This window comes from Chromobacterium sp. W521 (genome assembly GCF_052805975.1).
The window spans coordinates 20,175-40,280 of sequence record NZ_JBRBAF010000001.1 but is presented as its reverse complement, the minus strand read 5'-3'; the positions used below and the strand labels follow the sequence as shown (position 1 = coordinate 40,280).

General features: G+C 63.0%; 15 protein-coding genes. 10 read left to right on the top strand and 5 right to left on the bottom strand.

Features of this window, described 5'->3' with window-relative positions; genetic code table 11:
- Window positions 1-293: 293 nt before the first annotated feature.
- Window positions 294-1,940, bottom strand: coding sequence for a methyl-accepting chemotaxis protein (locus ACUXV1_RS00160; protein ID WP_052370257.1), 1,647 nt, complete (start codon window positions 1,938-1,940; stop codon window positions 294-296).
- Window positions 1,941-2,262: 322 nt separating this feature from the next.
- Here ACUXV1_RS00160 and ACUXV1_RS00155 point away from each other — a divergent pair, with 322 nt between their 5' ends.
- Window positions 2,263-3,012: an endonuclease/exonuclease/phosphatase family protein gene (locus tag ACUXV1_RS00155; RefSeq protein ID WP_043631767.1), complete on the top strand. Its 750-nt coding sequence runs from the start codon at window positions 2,263-2,265 to the stop codon at window positions 3,010-3,012.
- A gap of 120 nt (window positions 3,013-3,132) precedes the next feature.
- Here ACUXV1_RS00155 and ACUXV1_RS00150 read toward each other — a convergent pair whose 3' ends face one another.
- Together ACUXV1_RS00150 and ACUXV1_RS00145 are read right to left on the bottom strand one after the other, a co-directional pair.
- On the bottom strand, window positions 3,133-4,878 hold the full coding sequence (locus ACUXV1_RS00150) for a methyl-accepting chemotaxis protein (RefSeq protein ID WP_446014452.1): 1,746 nt from the start codon (window positions 4,876-4,878) through the stop codon (window positions 3,133-3,135).
- A 47-nt stretch (window positions 4,879-4,925) separates the two neighbouring features.
- Window positions 4,926-6,620, bottom strand: coding sequence for a methyl-accepting chemotaxis protein (locus tag ACUXV1_RS00145; RefSeq protein ID WP_446014454.1), 1,695 nt, complete (start codon window positions 6,618-6,620; stop codon window positions 4,926-4,928).
- A gap of 159 nt (window positions 6,621-6,779) precedes the next feature.
- On the opposite strand from ACUXV1_RS00145, the gene ACUXV1_RS00140 reads away from it, so the two are divergent.
- The 8 genes from ACUXV1_RS00140 to ACUXV1_RS00105 all read left to right on the top strand — a co-directional run bounded on the left by ACUXV1_RS00140 (window position 6,780) and on the right by ACUXV1_RS00105 (window position 16,954).
- Window positions 6,780-7,085 carry an STAS domain-containing protein gene (locus ACUXV1_RS00140; RefSeq protein WP_446014456.1) on the top strand — a complete coding sequence of 102 codons (306 nt, stop codon included), beginning with the start codon at window positions 6,780-6,782 and terminating at the stop codon, window positions 7,083-7,085.
- A complete protein-coding gene (locus ACUXV1_RS00135) occupies window positions 7,072-9,171 on the top strand; it encodes a chemotaxis protein CheA (RefSeq protein WP_446014458.1) in 2,100 nt (699 codons plus the stop codon). The genes ACUXV1_RS00140 and ACUXV1_RS00135 overlap by 14 nt, the downstream gene beginning before the upstream one ends.
- A 28-nt stretch (window positions 9,172-9,199) precedes the next feature.
- The gene (locus ACUXV1_RS00130) at window positions 9,200-10,861 is read left to right on the top strand and encodes a methyl-accepting chemotaxis protein (protein WP_446014460.1); all 1,662 of its coding nucleotides are present in this window, start codon (window positions 9,200-9,202) and stop codon (window positions 10,859-10,861) included.
- A 13-nt stretch (window positions 10,862-10,874) separates the two neighbouring features.
- Window positions 10,875-11,417, top strand: coding sequence for a chemotaxis protein CheW (locus ACUXV1_RS00125; protein WP_446014462.1), 543 nt, complete (start codon window positions 10,875-10,877; stop codon window positions 11,415-11,417).
- Window positions 11,418-12,299, top strand: coding sequence for a CheR family methyltransferase (locus ACUXV1_RS00120; RefSeq protein WP_043631784.1), 882 nt, complete (start codon window positions 11,418-11,420; stop codon window positions 12,297-12,299). It abuts the gene before it with no gap.
- Window positions 12,274-13,344 (top strand): protein-glutamate methylesterase/protein-glutamine glutaminase, encoded by a 1,071-nt coding sequence (locus tag ACUXV1_RS00115; protein ID WP_043631787.1) that lies wholly within the window; start codon window positions 12,274-12,276, stop codon window positions 13,342-13,344. Before ACUXV1_RS00120 ends, ACUXV1_RS00115 begins: the two co-directional genes overlap by 26 nt.
- A 498-nt stretch (window positions 13,345-13,842) precedes the next feature.
- A complete protein-coding gene (locus tag ACUXV1_RS00110; protein WP_446014464.1) occupies window positions 13,843-15,480 on the top strand; it encodes a methyl-accepting chemotaxis protein in 1,638 nt (545 codons plus the stop codon).
- A 154-nt stretch (window positions 15,481-15,634) separates the two neighbouring features.
- Window positions 15,635-16,954, top strand: coding sequence for a glycosyltransferase (locus ACUXV1_RS00105; protein ID WP_446014465.1), 1,320 nt, complete (start codon window positions 15,635-15,637; stop codon window positions 16,952-16,954).
- Between the two features lie 207 nt (window positions 16,955-17,161).
- On the opposite strand, the gene ACUXV1_RS00100 is transcribed toward ACUXV1_RS00105, so the two are convergent.
- Window positions 17,162-17,722: a C40 family peptidase gene (locus ACUXV1_RS00100; RefSeq protein ID WP_019102279.1), complete on the bottom strand. Its 561-nt coding sequence runs from the start codon at window positions 17,720-17,722 to the stop codon at window positions 17,162-17,164.
- A complete protein-coding gene (locus ACUXV1_RS00095) occupies window positions 17,719-19,629 on the bottom strand; it encodes an ATP-binding cassette domain-containing protein (protein ID WP_446014467.1) in 1,911 nt (636 codons plus the stop codon). Before ACUXV1_RS00095 ends, ACUXV1_RS00100 begins: the two co-directional genes overlap by 4 nt.
- 123 nt (window positions 19,630-19,752) lie before the next feature.
- Between ACUXV1_RS00095 and ACUXV1_RS00090 the strand changes: the two genes are divergently transcribed.
- Window positions 19,753-20,106 (top strand): hypothetical protein, encoded by a 354-nt coding sequence (locus tag ACUXV1_RS00090; RefSeq protein WP_019102281.1) that lies wholly within the window; start codon window positions 19,753-19,755, stop codon window positions 20,104-20,106.

Sequence of the window (20,106 nt, the reverse complement as noted above, 5' to 3'; positions counted from 1 at the left end):
CCGGCGCACCGCGAGGTGCCCTCGCCACGGCCCGCCCAAATGGGCAAAGCAATAGCGAGACAGAGCGCGGGGAGGCCGCGGTCTGCCGGAAAATCACTATCGGGAGTCCAAGCCCGAGCGCCGCAGTTGCAGCGGCGCGGGGCTATTGTTGGCGAGGCGGGCGCTTGCTGTCAATGCAGGGACGGCAAGGATGAAAAAACCGCCCCGCGGACCAGGCCGGCGGGGCGGGGGATGAAGCCGCTTGATTGCAGAATCTGTTTTCCGCCGACGCGCAGCGGATGGTGAACCGATTCTTAAAGTTTGAAGGCGAGGGTGGTCTGCTGTAGCCGCTCCGCCACCACCGCCAGTTCACGGGTGGCTTGAGAGAATACATCCACCGCTATGCCGTTTTCCTTGGACATTTGGGCGATGGCCTCCACGCGGCCGGCCAGATCGGTGCTGGCCTGGCGCTGCTCCTGCATCGCCATGGCGATGTCGCTGATGGCGCCTACCACGCCTTCCGCGCTTTGCTCCACCGAGCTAATGGTGGTGGATACATGTTCCGAGGACTCCACGACCTGGCTGACGATGTGACGGCTGTTGCGCATGCTGTCCACCGCCTCCTTGGCCCCGGCCTGGATCTTGGCAATCATCTGAGTGATTTCGGTGGCGGAGCCGGTGGTGCGTTCCGCCAGCTTGCGCACTTCGTCCGCCACCACGGCGAAGCCTCGGCCCTGTTCGCCGGCCCGCGCGGCCTCAATGGCGGCGTTGAGCGCCAAGAGATTGGTCTGGTCCGCCACTTCCTTGATGACGGTGGCGATGCTGCTGATCATCTGCGCCTGCTCGGACAAGGATTCCAGGTTGTTGGCGGAGGCGGCCACGCTGTCGTTGACCTTGCGCACCTGTTGGGTGGAGTCCTGCACTTCCTTATTGCCTATCTTGGCCTGGCTGCCGGCTTCGCTGGCCTGGGAGTCCGCCAACGAGGCGTTATTGGAGCATTGGTCGATGCTGACGGTCAGCTCTTCGATTGACGCGGCGGCGCTGGAGGTGGCGTTGACCTGCTGGCCGATGCTGGCGCTGACTTGTTCGGTGGAGGCGGCCAGTTGCTCGGCGGTGGCGGCCACGCTGGAGGCGGAGTTGATGATGTCGCCCACGGTAACGCGTAGTTTTTTCTGGGTGTCGGACAGCGATTGCATCATCTGGGCCACTTCGTCCTTGCCCTGTACTTCGATCTCGCCGGTCAGGTCGCCGCTGCCCAGCTGGAACAGTGCCGCCATGCCTTTTTTCAGGCTGCCGACGATGCCGTTTTGAATCATCACGCCCAAGGCCAGCAGCACGATGATGGCGGCTACCAGCACGCCGATGACCACATTGCGCGCGCGTTCATATTTGGCCGCGGCGTCTTTCAAAGCCTGGTCAGCCGACTTGACGTTGATGTCGACGATCTGGCTCATGATGTCGTCGGCGATCTGGAATTTGGGCCGGCATTCGGTACGCATCACTTCCAGCGCCTTTTTGTTGCTGACGCCGTCGCCGGTATCGGCGTAACTGAGGTCGCGCGCTTTTTTACAGGCTTCCTCCATGGCCGGCCAGGCGGCGTCAAAGCGCTTAAGCGCGTCCACTTCCGGCGGGGTGAGTACGGTTTTGCGATAGAGGTCCATCAGCCGGTTCATTTCCGCTACGTACTTGCTGCGGTTGGCCGAGCCTTCGTCCTTGCGCTTTTTGTCGGGTTCGGAAATGAAGCGATAGTCGGAGCGGCTGACATAGATGGCGTATTGGTTGGCCACCGCCACCCAGTAGACGGACATCAATAAATTGTCGTGCATATCAATGGTGAGGTCGTTCATATCCGACGTGCTTCTGACGCCCACTCCACCAATAATCACGCTGGCCAGCACGCCAAGCACGATCAGCCCAAATATCTTGACCTTGATGCTGAACTGCGCAAGAAAGTTTCCCATCACTCGCTCCCTAAACTTCCGCCGATGACCACACATTGTTTTCTAGCTACTGTTATAAGTGTGTAGTGCAGCTGTATGCATCTTGCAATGCTTGATGTTGGATATTTTTCAGTAGCTCAATACTTATTAAAATAATTGTTTTGAGTGACTAGCATGAGTGGGCGCGAAGATTGAAATTACGCCGTCAGCGCTTATCTTTGAAACTGAGGCGCGGACAATGGGCGTGGGGAACGGGGCTTGCGGCCGGTGGTCTGAGTTAGCTTGTTCACGGGGCAGTTAAAAGCGGCGGGCCGAGCGCCCGCCCGATAAAGAAGCATATCCTATGAAAGCCATTACCGTAGCCACTTACAACATCCACAAGGGCATGTCGCCGCTGAACCGCCATGTGCGGCTGGGCGATATGGCTTCCGCGCTGGAGTCCATCGACGCCGATGTGCTGTTCTTGCAGGAGGTGCAAGGCAAGAACATCGAGCGCGCCTTGCAGCATGCCAGCTGGCCCAAGCTGCCGCAGCATCATTTCCTGGCGCGCCGGCTGGATCACAAGGCGGCTTACGGCCTGAACGCGGCGTATGAGCACGGCCATCACGGCAATGCCTTGCTGACGCGTTTCCCCATCAATACCTGGTGCAACCGCGATATTTCGGTCAACCGCTTCGAAAGCCGCGGCCTGCTGCATTGCCAACTGACGCCGGCGGGCTGGAAGCGGCCGGTGGTGACGCTGTGCGGCCATTTCAATTTGCTGGCGCGGGACCGGCGCAAGCAGTTCCTGGACCTGGCGCGTTATGTGCGCGAGAACGTGCCGGAGGATGCGCCGCTGATTTTGGCCGGCGATTTCAACGATTGGCGGGAGGAAGCCACCGACCATCTGATGGACAGCTTGGGCTTGGTAGAGGTGTTCGATCAGTTGTTTGGCCGCCATGCGCGCAGCTTTCCGGCGCGGATGCCGATGCTGCCCTTGGACCGGATCTACGTGCGCGGGTTGAAGCCCCTGGAGGCGGAGGTGCTGAAGGGCGCGCCGTGGTCCCGTTTGTCCGATCATCTGCCGCTGTCGGCCAGCCTGGTGCCGGCTTAAAACCTGTTCACGAAGCGCGGCAGACTTTGAACAGGTTCTGAGGGCCGGCGCTATTTTCTGAACGTCAAAACCAAGAGGGCTCCGCAATGCGGAGCCCTCTTGGTTTGCGTGGAGCCGGGTTCAGAGATGGAAGCGTTCCACCACGTTTTTGAGCTTGCTGGCGTGGCCGTTCAGTTCGCTGAGGGTGGCGCTGGCGTCTTGTGCCACTTCCGAGGTGCTGCGGGTCATGCCGTTGATGTGCTCGGTGGTGTGGGCAATATTGCCCACGGCGGTGGATTGCTCGCGGGTGGCGTGGGTGATCTGGGTAAAGGTGTCCACCACTTGCCGCATCAGACCGCCGATGTTTTCGATCTCGCTGGCCGCGCCCTGGGCCAGGTCCACGCTCTGGTCCACGGTGGAGCGGGCCTGCTGCATGCTGGCGACGGTGCCGGCGGTTTGCTGGCGCATGCCTTCGGTCATATTGGTGATTTCGGTGGTGGCCTGGGCGGTGCGCTCGGCCAGCTTGCGCACTTCGTCGGCCACCACGGCGAAGCCGCGGCCCATTTCCCCGGCGCGGGCCGCTTCGATGGCGGCGTTGAGCGCCAGCAGGTTGGTTTGATCGGCGATGTCTTTGATCACATTGACGATGGAGCTGATCTCCTCGGAACGGGTGCCCAGCGAATGCAAGGTGTCGCTGAGGGTGGACATGGCCTGGGAGAGTTTGCCCACTTCGGCGGACACTTGGTGCATGGCATGGCGGCCGCGTTCGGCGCTGTTATTGGCCTGGGAGATGATGGCGTTGGCGTCGGCGGTGGTGTCGGCCACATGGGTGACGCTGACGGTGATTTGCTCAATGGTGGCGGCGCTGGAGCTGATGGCTTGGTTGACCTGGTCCGCGTCTTCGCTGATCCGGCTGGTGGTCTGGTGCAGAGAGCCGACGGCGCTGACCAGTTCTCCGGCGTTGTTGTTGACTTCGCCTATCAGCCGGCGCAGCCGCTGATTCATCACGCCGATTTGCCCCAGCGCGCTGGCTTCCGGCGCTTTGGGCACCTCCACCGCCAGGTTGCCGGAAGCGATTTCCTGTAGCACGCCTTCAATTTCAGTGACGGATCCGCCCAACTGGGTATGGATCTGGCGGCGGCCCAGCAGGATCAGCAGCAGGATTTCGCCCACCAGCAGCACGATGGCGGTAAGGAACTGCAACTGGGCATTGGACAGCCTGTCCTTGGCCTGCGCCAGCGCGGCGTTGGTGCGCTGGTCCAGCAACACGAAGAAGTCGTCGATGGGTTTCATGATCTGGGCTTTGAACTGGTGGTATTCCTTGCTGTGCACCAGTTTGCGCGCCAGTTCCATGTCCGGCTGGCCGCTGACGGTGTACTGGCCCTGGGCGTCGGCGAACTTGCCTTTGACCGCGTTCATCGCCCGCACTTCCAGCTTGACCAAACCGTCGGAATTAGCTTGAGCCTCTTTGAGCTTGGCGAACTCGGCATCGGTGAAACCGGCTTGTTGCATCAGGGTTTGCAAGGGCACGGTTTCGCTGTCCGGCCTGGGTTTTTCCTGGCCGGCGGCGACAAAGTCCCAGTAGATGCGGTTGTATTCCTGCGGGCGCGGCGCCTTGCCGTTGCGGATGTCCAGCACGCGGTTGTATTGCTGCTCATAGCCGGGGTCGCCGGTGACGACATAGGTGCGGCCCAGCCGGGTCAGGTCGTCCGAGTTTTGTCGCAGCTCGGAAGCCAGCAGGTAGGAGTGGTAGCGGCTTTCGCTGGCGGCGCTCATCACGTCCACCGCCTGGCGCATGGAAACAAAGGTGTAGATCACGCCGATAAAGGTGAGCGCGATGAGCAGCAGCAGGCCGGTGATGGCCTGATTTGCGCGTAGGTTTTTCATGTTGGAGATGTCCTCTCAGTGCGGCTGAACGATGTGCTGATGGCCGGTCAATGACGGGGCGCATGGCCCGCGGGGACGCGGCCGGCGGCGCTGGTTTCTCCTCTTGCAGGGGGAGCAGGGGCGGCATGGAAACGCTGGATCTGGGCGTGTACTTGGTCCGCATGGCCGCGGCTGTCCGCCGAGATGGCGGCGAGCTCTTCCACCAGGCTGGCGTTTTGTTGGGTGGCGGCGCTCAGTTGCTGGATGGTGGCGTTGATTTGGCCGACGCCTTGCGCTTGCTCATTGGCGGCGATGGCGATTTCCCGGATCAGGCTGGCGGTTTTTCCGCTGGAAGCAACGATGGCGGCTAGTTGCGCGCCGGCCTGCCCGGCAAGCTGAACGCCGCTTGTGGTCATGCCGCTGATTTCCCTGGCGGCTACCTGGCTGCGTTCCGCCAGCTTGCGCACTTCCTGGGCCACGACGGTGAAGCCGTTGCCTTGCGCGCCGGCGCGGGCGGCCTCGATGGCGGCGTTGAGCGCCAGCAGGTTGGTTTGGTAGGCGATGTCGTCGATTACCGAGATGTGTTCGGCGATGCGCTCCATGCTGCGTACGGTGTGGTCGACGATTTCGCCGCCCTGACGCGCGTCGTCCGCGGCCTGGGCCGCCATGGTTTCGGTGAGCGTGGCGTTGTGGCTGCTCTGGGTGATGGCGGAGGAGATCTGTTCCAGAGAGCAGGCGGCCTCGGCCAGGCCGGCCGCTTGTCCGCTGGTATTGAGGGAAAGTTGCTGGGAGCTGTGGCTGATCTGGGCCGACATCATCGACAGATGGCCGGCGCCGCGCTGGGAGTCCGCTATCGCGCGGCTGAGCGTGGTGACGGTCTGGAGTATGGCCTCCGTCAGGCTGTCCGCCGGGTAACCGCCCGGCGGGGCGGCGGCGGCTAGATCGCCTGCGGCCACCGCCCGCATCAGTTGGGTGACGCGCAGCGGCTCGTCTCCCAGCATGGCGAACAGGCGGCGGTAAATGCTCCAGAACATCAGCAGACCCAGCGCGCAGCAGGCCAGCATCAGCCCGATGACGATGGCCAGCCATAAGCCGGCCTGGGTTTGAGCCTGGGCGACGGCTTGGTTGGTGCGCTGTTCCATCAACTGATAGAACACGTCAACCGGCTGCATGATGGCGGCTTTGTCTAGATGATATTGACGGTCATGCAGGATGCGCCTGGCCAGCTCGGGGTCGGGCGGCCCTTGCCGGGTGAAGCCGCCCTGGCCGTCGGCGAAGCGCCCCTTCATCGCGTTCATCGCCACGGTTTCGGTTTTGACCAGACGATCCGAATTGGCCTGGGCCAGCCCGAGCTTGTCGAATTCCTGCTGAGTGAAACCGGCCTGCCGCATCAGCTGTTGCAGGGGGACGGCCGGGCCGTCCGGCTGCGGCTTGCTGTCGTTAGCGGCCATGAAGTCCCAATAGATGCGATTGTAGTGCTCAGGGCGCGGCAGCTGGCCGTTGCGGATGGCCAGCACGGCCCAGTATTGCCGTTCATAGCGCGGGTCCCCAGTTTCCGCGTAGGTGCGAACCAGGCGGGTGAGGTCGTCCGAGCTTTGTCGCAGCTCGTTGGCCAAGAGGTAGCTTTGATTGCGTTGCGATTCCACCTGGGCTTGCAGGCCCAACTCATGCCGCAGGCGCAGGGTGCAGAGCAGGAGCAGCAGCAAGAGCAGGGCGAAGACGCTGGCGCTGGCCGTCAGCAGGGATTTGATGCTCAGTTTCATAGGCCTCCCGCCATGCTGCATTTGCCCTGTCCGCGCCGCCGCGCGCCAGGACTGGTTACTGTTTTGTATAAAACAATCTGTTTCTTGACTACTTTTAGTGTGGACACTTAAGTAAAAACATTGAGTTAACACCCGCTTGGCGTTTGGTCTGGGGGCGGAATGACCTTGCATGTCGAAATCGGCGAGGGTTGGGCCAAGGCCAGCCTGAGCGGCGAATTGAGTATTTACACGGCGGAGCAACTGAAAAGCGACTTGCTGCCGCTGCTGGCGCACGAGGCGGTGTCGCTGAGCTTTGCCGGGGTGACGGAGGTGGACGGCTGCGCGGTGCAATTGCTGCTGGCGTTTGGGCGGGAGTTGCGGCAGCTGGAACTGCTGGCGGACAACCCCTTGGTCAGCGAGGCGTTTCAGTTGCTGGGCGTGGCCTTGGCCGCGCCGCCGGCGGGAGGCGTGGATGGACTGGAGTAAGGCCAGGGCGATTTTCCTGGAGGAATCCCGCGAGTTGTGCGACGCGCTGGAAGGCGCGCTGCTGGACCCCGCGGCGTTTCCCTCCGACGCCGAAACCTTCAACCTGTTGCTGCGCACCGCGCACACCATCAAGGGCTCCGCGGGCACTTTCGGTTTCGACGCGCTGGTGGCTTTTGCCCATGCGATGGAGAGCGTGCTGGAACGGCTGCGCCGCGGCAAGCTTGCGTTGGGCGAAGACCTGGTTAGCCTGTTATTGAGCTGCAACGATCATTTACGACGAATGCTGGAGGCGGTGGAGGCATCCGCGCTGGATGCGGAGCCGGTTTGGCCGGATGGAGCCCCGCTGTTGCAGCGTTTGCAGCTGTTCCTGCTGGACGGGGCGGCCTGCGCGGTGGCAGGCGAAGACGCGCTGGACGCCGCCGCCACGCCGCTATGGCAATTGTCGCTGCGTTTTTATCCCGATTTGTTCCGAGACGGCTTTGATCCGTTGTCCTGCTTGCGCTTTCTCAGCCAGTTGGGCGTGCTGCGAGAGGTGGAGTTGGTCTGGCCCCCGCTGCCGGCCTTCGCGGAGTTGGAGCCGACGGATTGTTTCATCGGCCTGGAGTTGAGCCTGGAGTCCAAGGCCGGCCTTGAGCAGGTTCGCGATGCTTTCGAGTTTGTGGCCGAGGGCAGCTTGCTGGGCATTCTGCCGCCTCACGCGCCGCTGGCGGCGTTCCGCTCGCTGGCGGAGCGTCTGGGCGAGTCGATAGAGCCGCAGCTGTCGCGCTGGGTGGCGCGAGGGGCCTTGACGGCGGCGGAGGCGGAGCGGGTGCGCGAGGCGCCCTGGCGGGCGAGGGCGGAGAGCGAGGCGCGCGGCGAGCCGGGTGCGGCGACGGGCAGGGCGGCCCGCGGCGACAGTCACTATATCCGGGTGGAGGCCGGCAAGCTGGACCGGCTGATCAACCGGGTGGGCGAGCTGGTGATTGCGTCCGCAGGCACCAAGCTGATTGCACAGAACCGTTGCGACGCGGAGCTGTTGGAGTCGGTGGCCATCATCAACACGCTGGTGGAAAGCATACGCGACGACGCGCTGACCTTGCGCATGGTGCCGGTGGATGAGGTGTTCTGCCGTTTCCCGCGCATGGTGCGGGAGGTGTCGCGGCAATTGGGCAAATCCATACAGCTGACGATTCAAGGCGCGGACACCGAGATCGACAAATCCATGGTGGAGCGCTTGACCGATCCGCTGATGCACTTGGTGCGCAACGCGGTGGATCACGGACTGGAGACGGCGGCGGAGCGGCTGGAGGCCGGCAAGCCGGAAATGGGCAAGGTGACGTTGAACGCCTTTCACGACGCCGGATCGGTGGTGGTGGAGATCCGGGACGACGGCCGCGGCATAGACCGCGACAAGGTACTGGCCAAGGCGCTGGAGCGCGGTTTGCTGAGCGAGGGCCGCCAGTTGAGCGAGCAGGAAACCCTGCAGCTGATTTTCCTGCCCGGCTTTTCCACTGCACACGCTTTAAGCGATCTGTCCGGCCGCGGCATGGGTCTGGACGTGGTGAAGCGCAATATCGAGCTATTGCGCGGCGAGATCGAAATCTTTTCCCTGCCGGGCCAGGGTACGACGTTCCGGCTGCGGCTGCCTCTGACGCTGGCCATCATCGACGGCTTCCGGGTGGAGGTGAACGATTCGTCGCTGGTGATGCCGCTGGACATGATGATCGAGTGCGTGGACATGCCGGAGGAGGCCATGCGGCAGAACGCGCGTCAGATCAATGTGCGCGGCGATTGGCTGCCTTTCGTGTCCTTGCGCGAGCTGTTCAATCTGCCGCCGGCCGCGCAGCCGGAGTACGTGGTGATTGTGCATTACGGGGAAAACCGCGCCGGCGTGGTGGTGGACCGTTTGATGGGAGAAGTGCAGGCGGTGATCAAACCCTTGGGCGAGATTTTCCGATCGCTGCGCGGCATCAGCGGCTCCACTATCCTGGGCAACGGCAAGCCGGCGCTGGTGCTGGATATTCCGCAGTTGATTCATCACGCCTGCCGTCGCGAGCGCAGGCGGATTCGCCAGTCCAGCGAGGCGCAGGCGAGCGACGTTATTTAGCGCGCTTGTGCGCGCCGGGAGGTAAGCCATGCAGTGGTTTCACAATGCGCAGGTCAAGACCAAGCTGGGTCTTTCATTTGGCGTGGTGCTGTGCTTTTTGCTGGCGCTGGGCTTTGTCAGCTACACCGCCACCGAGCGCATCACCATGGTGATGGTGAACTTGTTCGATAATCAGCTGATGCCGATAAAAGATATCGGCAACGCGGCGCGCTACGCCATGGCGAGCAACCGCTCCTTGTACCGCTATATCGCCGAAACGGACACCAAGACGATGGACGCGGTGGAGCTGGAAATGGCGGGCTTTGACAAAAGCATGAACGCCAGCCTGGACACTTACCGCAAGACGGATTTGACGCCGCCGGAAGTGGACGCGCTGCGTCGCTTTGACGCCGCCTGGGCCATTTACCAGCCCTACGCCACCGAGGTGAAACGGTTGTCTTACACCGACCGCGGCGACGGCGAGAACAACAAGCTGGCGCTGAAGCTGATGGCGGAGAAGGGCTGGCCAGCCTTTCAGGCCGTAGACGCGGTGCTGACCGAATTGGTGAACCTGAACGCCAAGCTGGCCGATAACTCATTGGTGGAAACCAAGGTCATCAGCACGGACGCCTTGCGGATGTTGGTGGGCATCGCGGTGGCGGCGGTATTGTTGAGCATCGCGCTGGGGGTGATGGTGACGCGCAGCCTGCTCAAGCAACTGGGCGGGGACCCCTCCTATACGGTGCAGGTGGTGAGCCGGGTGGCGGCAGGGGATTTGTCCGTGCCGGTGAAGCTGCATCCGGACGACACCTCCAGCCTGTTGTATTCGATCAAGTCCATGGCGCACCGATTGTCCGAGACGCTGTCCGAGGTCAGCGCGATGTCGGAGGCGATAGGCTCGGCGTCCGAGGAGGTGTCGTCCACCGCCAATTCCCTGGCGCAAACCTCGTCCGAGCTGTCGTCCAGCATTGAGCAGACCAGCGCCTCGGTGGAGGAGATGGCGGCCACGGTGACGCAGAACGCGGACAATGCGCGCGTAACCGAGAGCATTGCGTCCAAGTCCGCGTCCAGCGCGACTCAGGGCGGCAGCGCGGTCAGCGATATGGTGCACGCGATGAAGGAGATCGCGTCGCGGATCACGGTGATCAACGATATCGCCAACAAAACCGATTTGTTGGCCATCAACGCGGCGATCGAGGCGGCGCGCGCCGGCGAGCACGGCAAGGGTTTCGCCACGGTGGCGGTGGAGGTGAGAAAGCTGGCGGAGCGCAGCCAGGTGGCGGCCAGGGAGATAGGCGATCTGGCCAGCCGTTCCGTGAGCGTGGCGGAGAAAGCCGGCACGCTATTGCAAGAAATGCTGCCCGGCATAGACCAGACCGCCAGCCTGGTGCAGGAGATTTCCGCCGCCTCGCGCGAGCAGCGCTCCGGCATCGATCAGATCAACAGCGCGGTGACGCAAATCAGCAGCGGCATGCAGTCCTCGGCCACTTCCGCAGAGGAGTTAAGCTCCACCTCCGAGGAATTGAGCTCCGCGGCGATGCAGTTGCAGGAGCTGATGCAGCAATTCAAGCTGCGCAATACCCGAGGGCGCAAGTCCCGCATGGTGCACATTGGTCACCTGCACGCCGGCAAGGCCGCGCCGCCGCCGCCGATGGACGACGATGACGACCTGGACCTGAGCGTGGACGAGGACAAGTTCTCCAAGTATTGAGAGGAGCGCGGCAATGAGAAACAGCGAGCAGCCGGCCGGCCAGGACAGCGGGGGCCAGAAATTCCATTGCGTCACTTTCATCCTGGGCGAGGATTTGTTTGGCATCCAGATCAACTTCATCCGGGAAATCATCGAGTTCGACGGCATCACCGAGGTGCCGATGATGCCCAATTTCGTGCGCGGCATCATCAATCTGCGCGGCGCGGTGGTGCCGGTGATCGATTTGTCGGTGCGCTTCGGCCGCGGCCAAACCGCCCTGAAGGCGTCCACCTGCGTGGCCATTTTGTCGCTGCCGGGACTGGAGGGCGGTTACGCGGACATCGGCATCCTGCTGGATTCGGTGTGCGAGGTGCTGGAGATCCCGCAAAGCGAGATCGACCCCTCGCCCAGCTTTGGTTCCAATATCCGCAGCGACTTCATACAAGGCATCGCCACCATCAATCAGCGCTTCGCCATTTTGCTGAATGTGCGTCAGGCGCTGTCGGTGTCCGAGCTCAGCGAGATGGCGGAGGTGGTGACTCAACAGTTTCTGAGCGACGACATCGAGGCGCTATAGATGCTTGCCCTGGAGGAGTCGCTGCTTGCCACGCCCTTGCTGACGGACGGGGAGTTTTTCCAGCTGCGCCGCTTCATCTACCAGACCGCCGGCATCTCCATGCCGGTGAGCAAGCGTTCGCTGATTCAGTCCCGGCTGGCCAAGCGCATCCGCCATTTGCGCCTGAACAGCTACGCGGCTTACTGGCGCTTGATTTCGGACCCGGCCAACGAGGCGGAACGGCAATATGCGATCAATCTGCTGTCCACCAACGAAACCTATTTTTTCCGGGAACCTGAGCATTTTTTCTGGCTGCGGCAAAAAGCGACGCGCCTGCAGGGCAACGGCGAGTTCCGGGTGTGGTCCGCGGCCTGTTCCACTGGCGAGGAACCGTACACGGTGGCGATGGTTTTGGCGGAGGCGCTGGGCTTGCAGGGCAACTGGCGGGTGTACGCCTCCGACATCAACACCCGGGTTACCCTCCTGGCCCGGCGCGCGGTCTACTCGGTGGAGCGCGCGCGCAAGACTCCGCCGGAACTGTGGCGGCGTTATTTTCTGCGCGGCCGCGACGAATACGCCGGCATGGTGAGAGTGGCGCCGGCGCTGGCGAAGAAGGTGAGCTTCTCCAATTTGAACCTGCTGCACGCCTCTCACTTCGCCCATAGCCATTTCGATGTGATTTTCCTGCGCAATGTGCTGATTTACTTCGACGAGGCCACCAAGCTGCGAGTGCTGCTGTCGCTGTGCGACAAACTGCGGCAGGGCGGGCATTTGATCATCGGACATTCGGAATCCATCCGGCACCTGACGCTGCCTCTGGCGCAAGAGGCGCCGTCGCGGTACCGGCTGGATTCTCACCTTGCGAGCGGAAGAATCGATGAGCATCAATGTTCTGATAGTTGACGACTCCGCGGTGGCGCGCGAGATGCTGAGCCAAATGCTGGCCACCGCGCCGGACATCAAGCTGCTGGGCGCGTCGCCGGACCCCATTTACGCGATGAATCGGATGAAAATCCGCTGGCCGGACGTGATCATTCTGGATCTGGCGATGCCGCGAATGGACGGGCTGACCTTTTTGCGTCAGGTGATGGCGGAGCGGCCCACGCCGGTGGTTGTTTGCTCGGCCTTGACCACCGAGGGCGCGCGGGTGTCGCTGGAGGCGATGAGCGCCGGCGCGGTGTCCGTGTTGCTAAAGCCGCTGGTCAACGCGAAGACGAATTTCGCCGAGAACGCCAAACGGCTGGTGGACGAGGTGTACGCTGCGGCGGGGGTGAGGGTGGAAGCGCTGAAGCAAGCGGCGCCGTCCGGCTATCCGGCGCCCAAGCTGACCGCCGACGCCATTCTAGACGCGCCGCCGGAGCGCCGCCGGCCGGCGCAGGGCACGGAGCGCGTCATCGCGCTGGGCGCGTCCACCGGCGGCACCCAGGCGCTGGAGTTCCTGCTGCAACGCTTGCCGCCGCACTGCCCGGGCATGGCGGTGGTGCAGCACATGCCTGAGGGGTTTACGTCTATCTTCGCCAGCCGCCTCAACGAACTGGCCCAGGTGGAGGTGAGGGAGGCGAGGAACGGCGACGTGGTCAGCGCCGGCAAGGTGTTGATTGCGCCGGGGGGCCAGCATTTGTTGCTGCATCGCCGGCAGAAACAGTTTGTGGCCGAGGTCAAGGGCGGGCCGCCTGTGTCGCGGCACCGGCCGTCGGTGGACGTGCTGTTTCGTTCGGTGGCCGTGAGCGCCGGGGCGAATGCGGTGGGGGTGATTCTTACCGGCATGGGGGACGACGGCGCGCGCGGCATGCGCGAGATGCACGACGCCGGCGCGCGCACGCTGGCCCAGGACGAGGCCTCCTGCGTGGTGTTTGGCATGCCGCAGGCGGCCATTGCTCGCGGCGGGGTGGACGAGGTGATGTCTTTGGAGCGCTTGGCGAGGTTGTTGCAGGGTTTGCGCGCTTGAGAGCCTGTTGACGATCGTAAACACGTTCTGAGACCCGTGAAGCTGCTTGCCACCCGCCGGGCGTCGGGGATACGCAGGGCCTGAAGATAGATACAGCGGCGATAGGTGTTTTTACGTAAACACCATGGTTTTCCGACGCTTATTTATAAAATATCCTTTAAAAACAAAGCGGGGACGAGTCGCTTTATCTGGAGAAAAAGCGATTATGCACTTGCTATGTGCAAACTACCAAAGCCCCTCGCATTGATTCGCGTTTAATTGGCGTTATCATCACTTTCCATATTCAGCGCTCGCCGCCGCAACGGGCCGCATGTCCCCGCGCGCCGCCGCCTGTCTATCTTTCCCCGCTCGCTCCGCACCACTTTGCGGCGTCGTCATCGCCTCTTGTCGATTACTGAATGATCCACTGCCTGGACTTGCGGCGCCGGTCCGGCGCGTCCCGGATACACCGCCGGCGGGGAGTTGTTTTTGGAATGAATGTCGAGGGAATGCATCCGTATGAGTGTCTTGAACAAGGACTGGGGCTTGCGGGCCAAACTATCCGCCGCTTTTACTTTGGTGAGCTTGCTGATTGTGGCGGTTTATTCGATCTACGCCTATCGCAGCACCGTGGACTCCGAAATGAAAGGCGTGGATCAGACCTTGCTGACCGCCGCCTACGCGGCGCGCCAGATGGTGGGCGAGAATTTCCACGATCAATTGCCGGACAGCAATCCCAATAGTCAGGTCACCACCAAGCAACTGACCGATTTTGCGAGGGACAGCGGCTTGGCTTACGCGTATTCCACCATTCAGCGCGGGAGCCGCGTGCTGTACACCAGTTCTTCCGCCAGCCCGAACGAGGTGAAGTCCGGCCAGTACCAGCAGTGGTTCCTGGCGGAATACAAGGATGTGCCGGCCGGCCTGGCCGCGGCCTTCAATAGCGGCAGCGTCCAGTACGAGGAGTACCAGGGCGAGTTCGGCCTGTTCCGTTCGGTGTTCGTGCCGTTCACCTCGGCCAGCGGCATGCGCTACGTGGTGGGGGTGGACACCTCCTTGCAAAAAGTGGAGGCCTTGCGCACTCAGGTGTTGTGGCAAAGCGGGGCGGTGGGCCTGGGCCTGTTGCTGATGTCCCAGCTGGTGGCCTTGCTGTTGGCCAATCGCATGGTGCAGCCGGTGAATGAGTTGAACGTGGCCTTGCAACAGCTGGCCGGCGGCGACTGGAACCTGGCGCGCAGCATGCCGGTGCGCAGCCGAGACGAAGTGGGCCGAATCGCGTCTTCGTTCAACACCTTCATGGAGGCGCTGCGTCAGCGCCTGCTGGAGATCCGCGGCGAATCCGACGCGGTGCAGAGCGAGTCCCAGCACATAGATCAACTGGTGGGCGGCGTGGCCGCGCGTTCCGGTCAGCAGGCGGAAGACGTGCGCGGCAGCGCGGCGGCGGTGGAAGAGCTGGCGGTGAGCATCGCCCATGTCTCGGAAATCGCCGAGGACGCGGCCAAGCTGATGTCTTCGTTCGAAGGACAGACCCAGACCACGGTGCAATACATTCAGAACGCGGTGGAGGGCATGCGGACGGTGCAGCAGGAAGTGACCCAGCTGGCGGGCAAGCTGGATCAACTGGATTCGCGCACCAATGAGATCAATATGATTGTGGCGGTGATCAAGGATATCGCCGATCAAACCAATCTCTTGGCTTTGAACGCGGCGATCGAGGCGGCGCGGGCCGGCGAACAGGGACGCGGTTTCGCGGTGGTGGCAGATGAGGTGCGCAAGCTGTCCGAGCGCACGGCCAATGCGACGGTGGAGATAGGTTCGATGATTGATTCCGTGCAGCAGGATTCCGCTTCCGCCATCTCCGGCATGCGCGCGGCGGTGAACCGCGTGGACGCCAGCGTCAATCACGCCGGCGAGGCCCAGGACACCTTGCAGGGCTTCTCGGTGCAGATTCAGGGCGTGTCGCGCGGCATGGGCGATATCTCCGCGGCGGTGCGCGAGCAGGCCAACGCCTCCCAGCATCTGGCCGGCAGCGTGGAGTCGGTCAGCAGCTCGGCGGAGGAAAACCGGCTTGCGGCGGAAGAAGCGCAGCAAGGCGTGGTCAATCTGTTGGAGCGCGGGGTGTCGCTGCGCGGGGTGGTGCAGCAGTTCACTCTCTAGAACCTGTTTACGATCTACCGCGCGTCGGCGAGCTGATGAAAACGGTTTCAGGTCGCCGCCGGCAAGCCAGCCGCCCTCCGGGGCGGTTTTCTTTTTGTTCTTGAAATGACATTGACTTAAAATGCCTTGTCGCAATAGCAAAAGGAGGCAGGCGATGAGTCAGGAGCCGCCGCACGCCGGCGCGGATTCGACGCGCGGGCCTTTGATCATCGTGGCCTCCAGCGGCACCGGCGGGGACATGCAGCCTTTCATCGCGCTGGCGCGCGGTTTGAGCGCTCGCGGTCACCGCGCGTTGCTGCTGGCGCCGGCGCTGCAGGAGGAGGCGGTGCGCGCCGCCGGGCTGCCGTATCGGCTGTTTAGCAGCCGCGAACAAGGACAGGCGGTGCTGGACAACCCGGATCTATGGCATGAGCGCAAAGGGTGGGATGTGATCTGGAACGGTTTGATTCCGGACCTGGTCGCTTTGTGCGAGTTGGCGCAAGACCTGCCGGACGCCGAGGATTGCGTGGTGCTGTGCCACCCCCTTCTGGTGCCGATGGCGGCTCTGGCGCGGGCGGCCAGGCCGGAGTTGCGTATCGTGACGGCGTATCTCGCGCCGTCCAATCTATGCAGCCGCCACGATTTGCGCACCATGGGCTCCCTGAGGATTCCCCGCTGCTTGCCGCCGGCCGGGGTTGGCCTGTTGTGGCGGGCGCTGCACCGCTGGTTCAACGCCAGAACGCTGCCCGGTTTGAACGCGGCGCGCGCCCAGCGCGGTTTGCCGGCGGAGCCGCACTTTTTCGAGCATGTGCTGAGGGCGCCCAACGCCTCTGTCAGTCTGTTTCCGCGCTGGTTCGCCGCCATGCAGCCGGACTGGCCGCGTCCATTCTCGCAGGGCGACTTTGTGCTGCCCGCGGCGGCGGAGGCGCCGGGGCTGTCCCGCGAACTGGAGGCCTTTCTTGCCGCTGGCGACCCGCCCATCGTATTCACGCCGGGCACGGGTCATCGGCACGCGGCGGCTTATTTCGCCGCCGCGCTGCAGGCTTTGAAACGGATGGGGCGGCGCGGGCTGTTCATCACCTCGCATGCGGCTCAGTTGCCGCCGGCATTGCCGGAAAGCGTGTTGTGGCAGGCGCACGCGCCTTTCGCCGCGTTGTTGCCGCGGGCGGCGGCGCTGGCCCACCACGGCGGCGTCAGCACGATGGCGGACGCGATGCGCGCCGGGATTCCGCAGTTGATCGTGCCTTACGCCTACGACCAATTCGACAACGGCCAGCGAGCCAAGAGCCTGGGCGTGGCGGAAGTGTTGCCGGCGCGGCGCGTGTCCGCGGGGAGGATGGAGCGCTTGCTGGGCCGGCTGCTGGCGGAGCCGGGCGTGGGCCGAGCCTGCCGTGAGCTGGCCTTGAGAATGGCGGCCGAGGAGGGCGCGACGCGGGCGCTGGATGAGGTGGAGAAGGCCTTGCTGGGGCAAGCGTCCCATTCAACCTGCTCATAACGAGCCGTCCGTGGTCACATTTTTCCGCGGCATTGGCCTTATAGAGCCCGTTCAAAGCCTCTCGAGCAAGAGCGAGACAAGGAGAAAACGGCTGAAGAAGCGGAATGTACATACGGTACATGAGCATTCTGAAGCGGTACTCACTCAAGTACCGCCTGCGTCGGCGCGCCTTGCCTCAGCCGTAAAGCTGATTTTTGTTAGCCGCTCTTAGCTGAACAGCGTGCGCGCGCCTTCGTAACGGGCCGCGAAATAACTGTTGTCCAGCCGCGCCACGCGGATGGAGCTATTGGTGCGCGGCGCGTGCACGAACTTGCCGTCGCCTATGAAGATGCCCATGTGGGAGAACGGGCGGTTCATGGTGTTGAAGAACACCAGGTCTCCTACCCGCATCCGGCTGTCCGGGATGGGGCGCGCCACGCTGGCGATTTCGGCGGCGGTGCGCGGCAGCGTGACGCCGACGGCGTTCTGGTAGATGTAGCCGACCATGCCGCTGCAATCCAAACCGGCCTCGGGATTGGTGCCGCCGAACTTGTAGTCCAGGCCCAGCAGGCCCAGCGTGTAGATCAGGATTTCCCGGCTGGCGCCGTCGGCTTTCAATCCGGAGAGGCTGAGGTCGCCGGAGGGGCGGGGTTTTCGGCCGCCCGCCACCTTGGAGGGCGTGGTGCCGCAGGCGGCCAGCAAGCCGGCCAGCGACAGCAGCGCGGCGCCGCGCAGCAGCGCGCGCCGGTCCAGCGGCGAAGAAGGCGAAGGCGGCAGGGTTTTGCTCATTGTTGCTTTGACTCCAGTTCTTCCCAGCGCGCCAGCTTGTCCATCAGCAATTCGTCGATTTCCTCCACCCGGCGCTGCCAGGCGATGGCCTCCTTGGGCGTGTCGCGGTAGCAGTTGGGGTCCAGCAATTGCTGATTCAGGCTGGCTTGCTCGGTTTCCAGCGCGGCGATCTCGTCCGGCAGCGCGGCGAGCTCTCGCGTCTCATTGTAGGACAGTTTATTGCGCGCGGATTTGGGCTTGTCCTTGGCCTTTTCCTGCGGAGCGGCGGCTTCCCGGGGCTTTTCCGCGGGTTTCATCGCCGCCATGCGCGCCTTGGTGTCGATCCAGTCCTGGTAACCGCCTGGATATTCTTCCAGCCGGCCGTTGCCTTCGAAGGCGATCACCTGGGTGACCACGTTGTCGAGGAAAGCCCGGTCGTGGCTGACCAGGAACACGGTTCCCGAATATTGAGCGATCACGTCTTCCAGAAGTTCCAGCGTGTCGATATCCAGGTCGTTGGTGGGCTCGTCCAGCACCAGCACATTGGCCGGGCGGGTAAACAGCCGGGCCAGCAACAGGCGGTTGCGTTCGCCGCCGGACAGAGAGCGCACCGGGCTGCGCGCGCGTTGCGGCGAGAACAGGAAGTCTTCCAGATAGCTCATCACGTGTTTCTTCACGCCGCCGACTTCCACGAAGTCGTTGCCCTGGCTGATGATGTCGGCCACGCTGCTGTCTTCGTCCAGTTGCTCGCGGAACTGGTCGAAATAGGCGATTTCCAGCTTGCTGCCTTGCTTGACGCTGCCGCTGTCCGCGTCCAGCTGGCCCAGAATCAGTTTGAGCAGCGTGGTTTTGCCGGCGCCGTTGGGGCCGATCAGGCCGATCTTGTCGCCGCGCAGGATGCGGGTGGTGAAGTCGCGGATCAGGGGTTTGCCCTCAAAACCCTTGCTGACGTGCTCCAGCTCCGCCACCAGCTTGCCGGAGCGCTCGCCGGCGTTAAGCTGAAAGTTGACTTGGCCAACACGCTCCCGCCGCGCCGAACGCTCGCGGCGAATGGCTTCCAGCCGGCGCACGCGGCCTTCGTTGCGGGTGCGGCGCGCCTCGATGCCCTTGCGGATCCACACTTCTTCCTGGGCATGGAATTTGTCGAAGATGCGGTTCTGCTCTTCCTCTATGGCCAGTTCTTCCGCCTTGCGCACATGGTAGCTGGAGAAGCTGCCCGGATAGCTGCGCAGAATGCCGCGGTCCAGCTCCACGATGCGGGTGGCGACATTGTCCAGGAAGCGGCGGTCGTGGGTGATCAGCAGCACGCTGCCGCCATAGCTCTTGATCAGGGTTTCCAGCCATTCGATGGCGGATACGTCCAGGTGGTTGGTGGGCTCGTCCAGCAGCAGCACGTCCGGCTTGGCGGCCAGCGCGCGCGCCAAAGCCACGCGTTTTTTCCAGCCGCCGGACAGTTCGCTGATCCGCGCGTCCGGGTTCAGGTTCAGATGCGAGAGCGTGGAGGAGATCAGCGCGTCGAACTGCCAGCCGCCGCGGGCTTCCAGTTCGTGCTGGATATGCTCCATCCGCGTTAGCGCCTGTTCGTGGTCCGCGTCCGCCTGGGTCAGTTGATGGGTGACCTGATGGTATTCGGTGAGCAGGCTTTTCAAGTCGCCCAGGCCTTCGGCCACGGCTTCGAACACCGTGTGCTCCGGGGCCAGCTCCGGCTCTTGCGGCACATAGGCTACCTTGACGTCGCCCTTGATGTTGACGCGGCCGTCGTCCAGCGCCACCGCGCCGGCCACGCTTTTGAGCAGCGAGGACTTGCCGGCGCCGTTGCGGCCGATCAAGCCGACCACTTCGCCCGGCTCCAGCGCAAAATCGACGTTATCCAGCAATGCGTGGTGACCAAAAGCCAGGCAGGCTTTTTCGACGGTAATCAGAGCCATGGTGCGTGTTGTTTTCTGTATGGAAAAATGCACGGATTGTAACATGCCGGTCACGCTTCCACGCTTAGCGCCGCGCGGTTTGTGCTGTTACAATGCCGGCCAAACTTGAATGAAAGGCATGCTATGTACTTCGTTGACCGCTCGGTGGCCGTGATCAAACCGAAACAACCGTTCCTGGATTGGCTGAACCAGGCCCCGGACAACGATATGGATCTGGCGCTGGACAGCCTGCGCACCGACTGCACCGTGATCCTGCTGCCGGAGTTCGACGAGCCGGAAGAGGGCGTCGCCTACATCGACGAAATCTATGAACAATTGTTCAAGATGGAACTGGCGTCCTGGTACGAGGACGAAGAAACATGGCCCAAGGATCTGTCCTTGAAGGCATTCTGGGAGTGGTTCGACGTGGAGATCCATTCCACGGTGATAGACAGCGTGGACGCCGACATCAGCAACAACCCGGCGCTGGATCTCTAA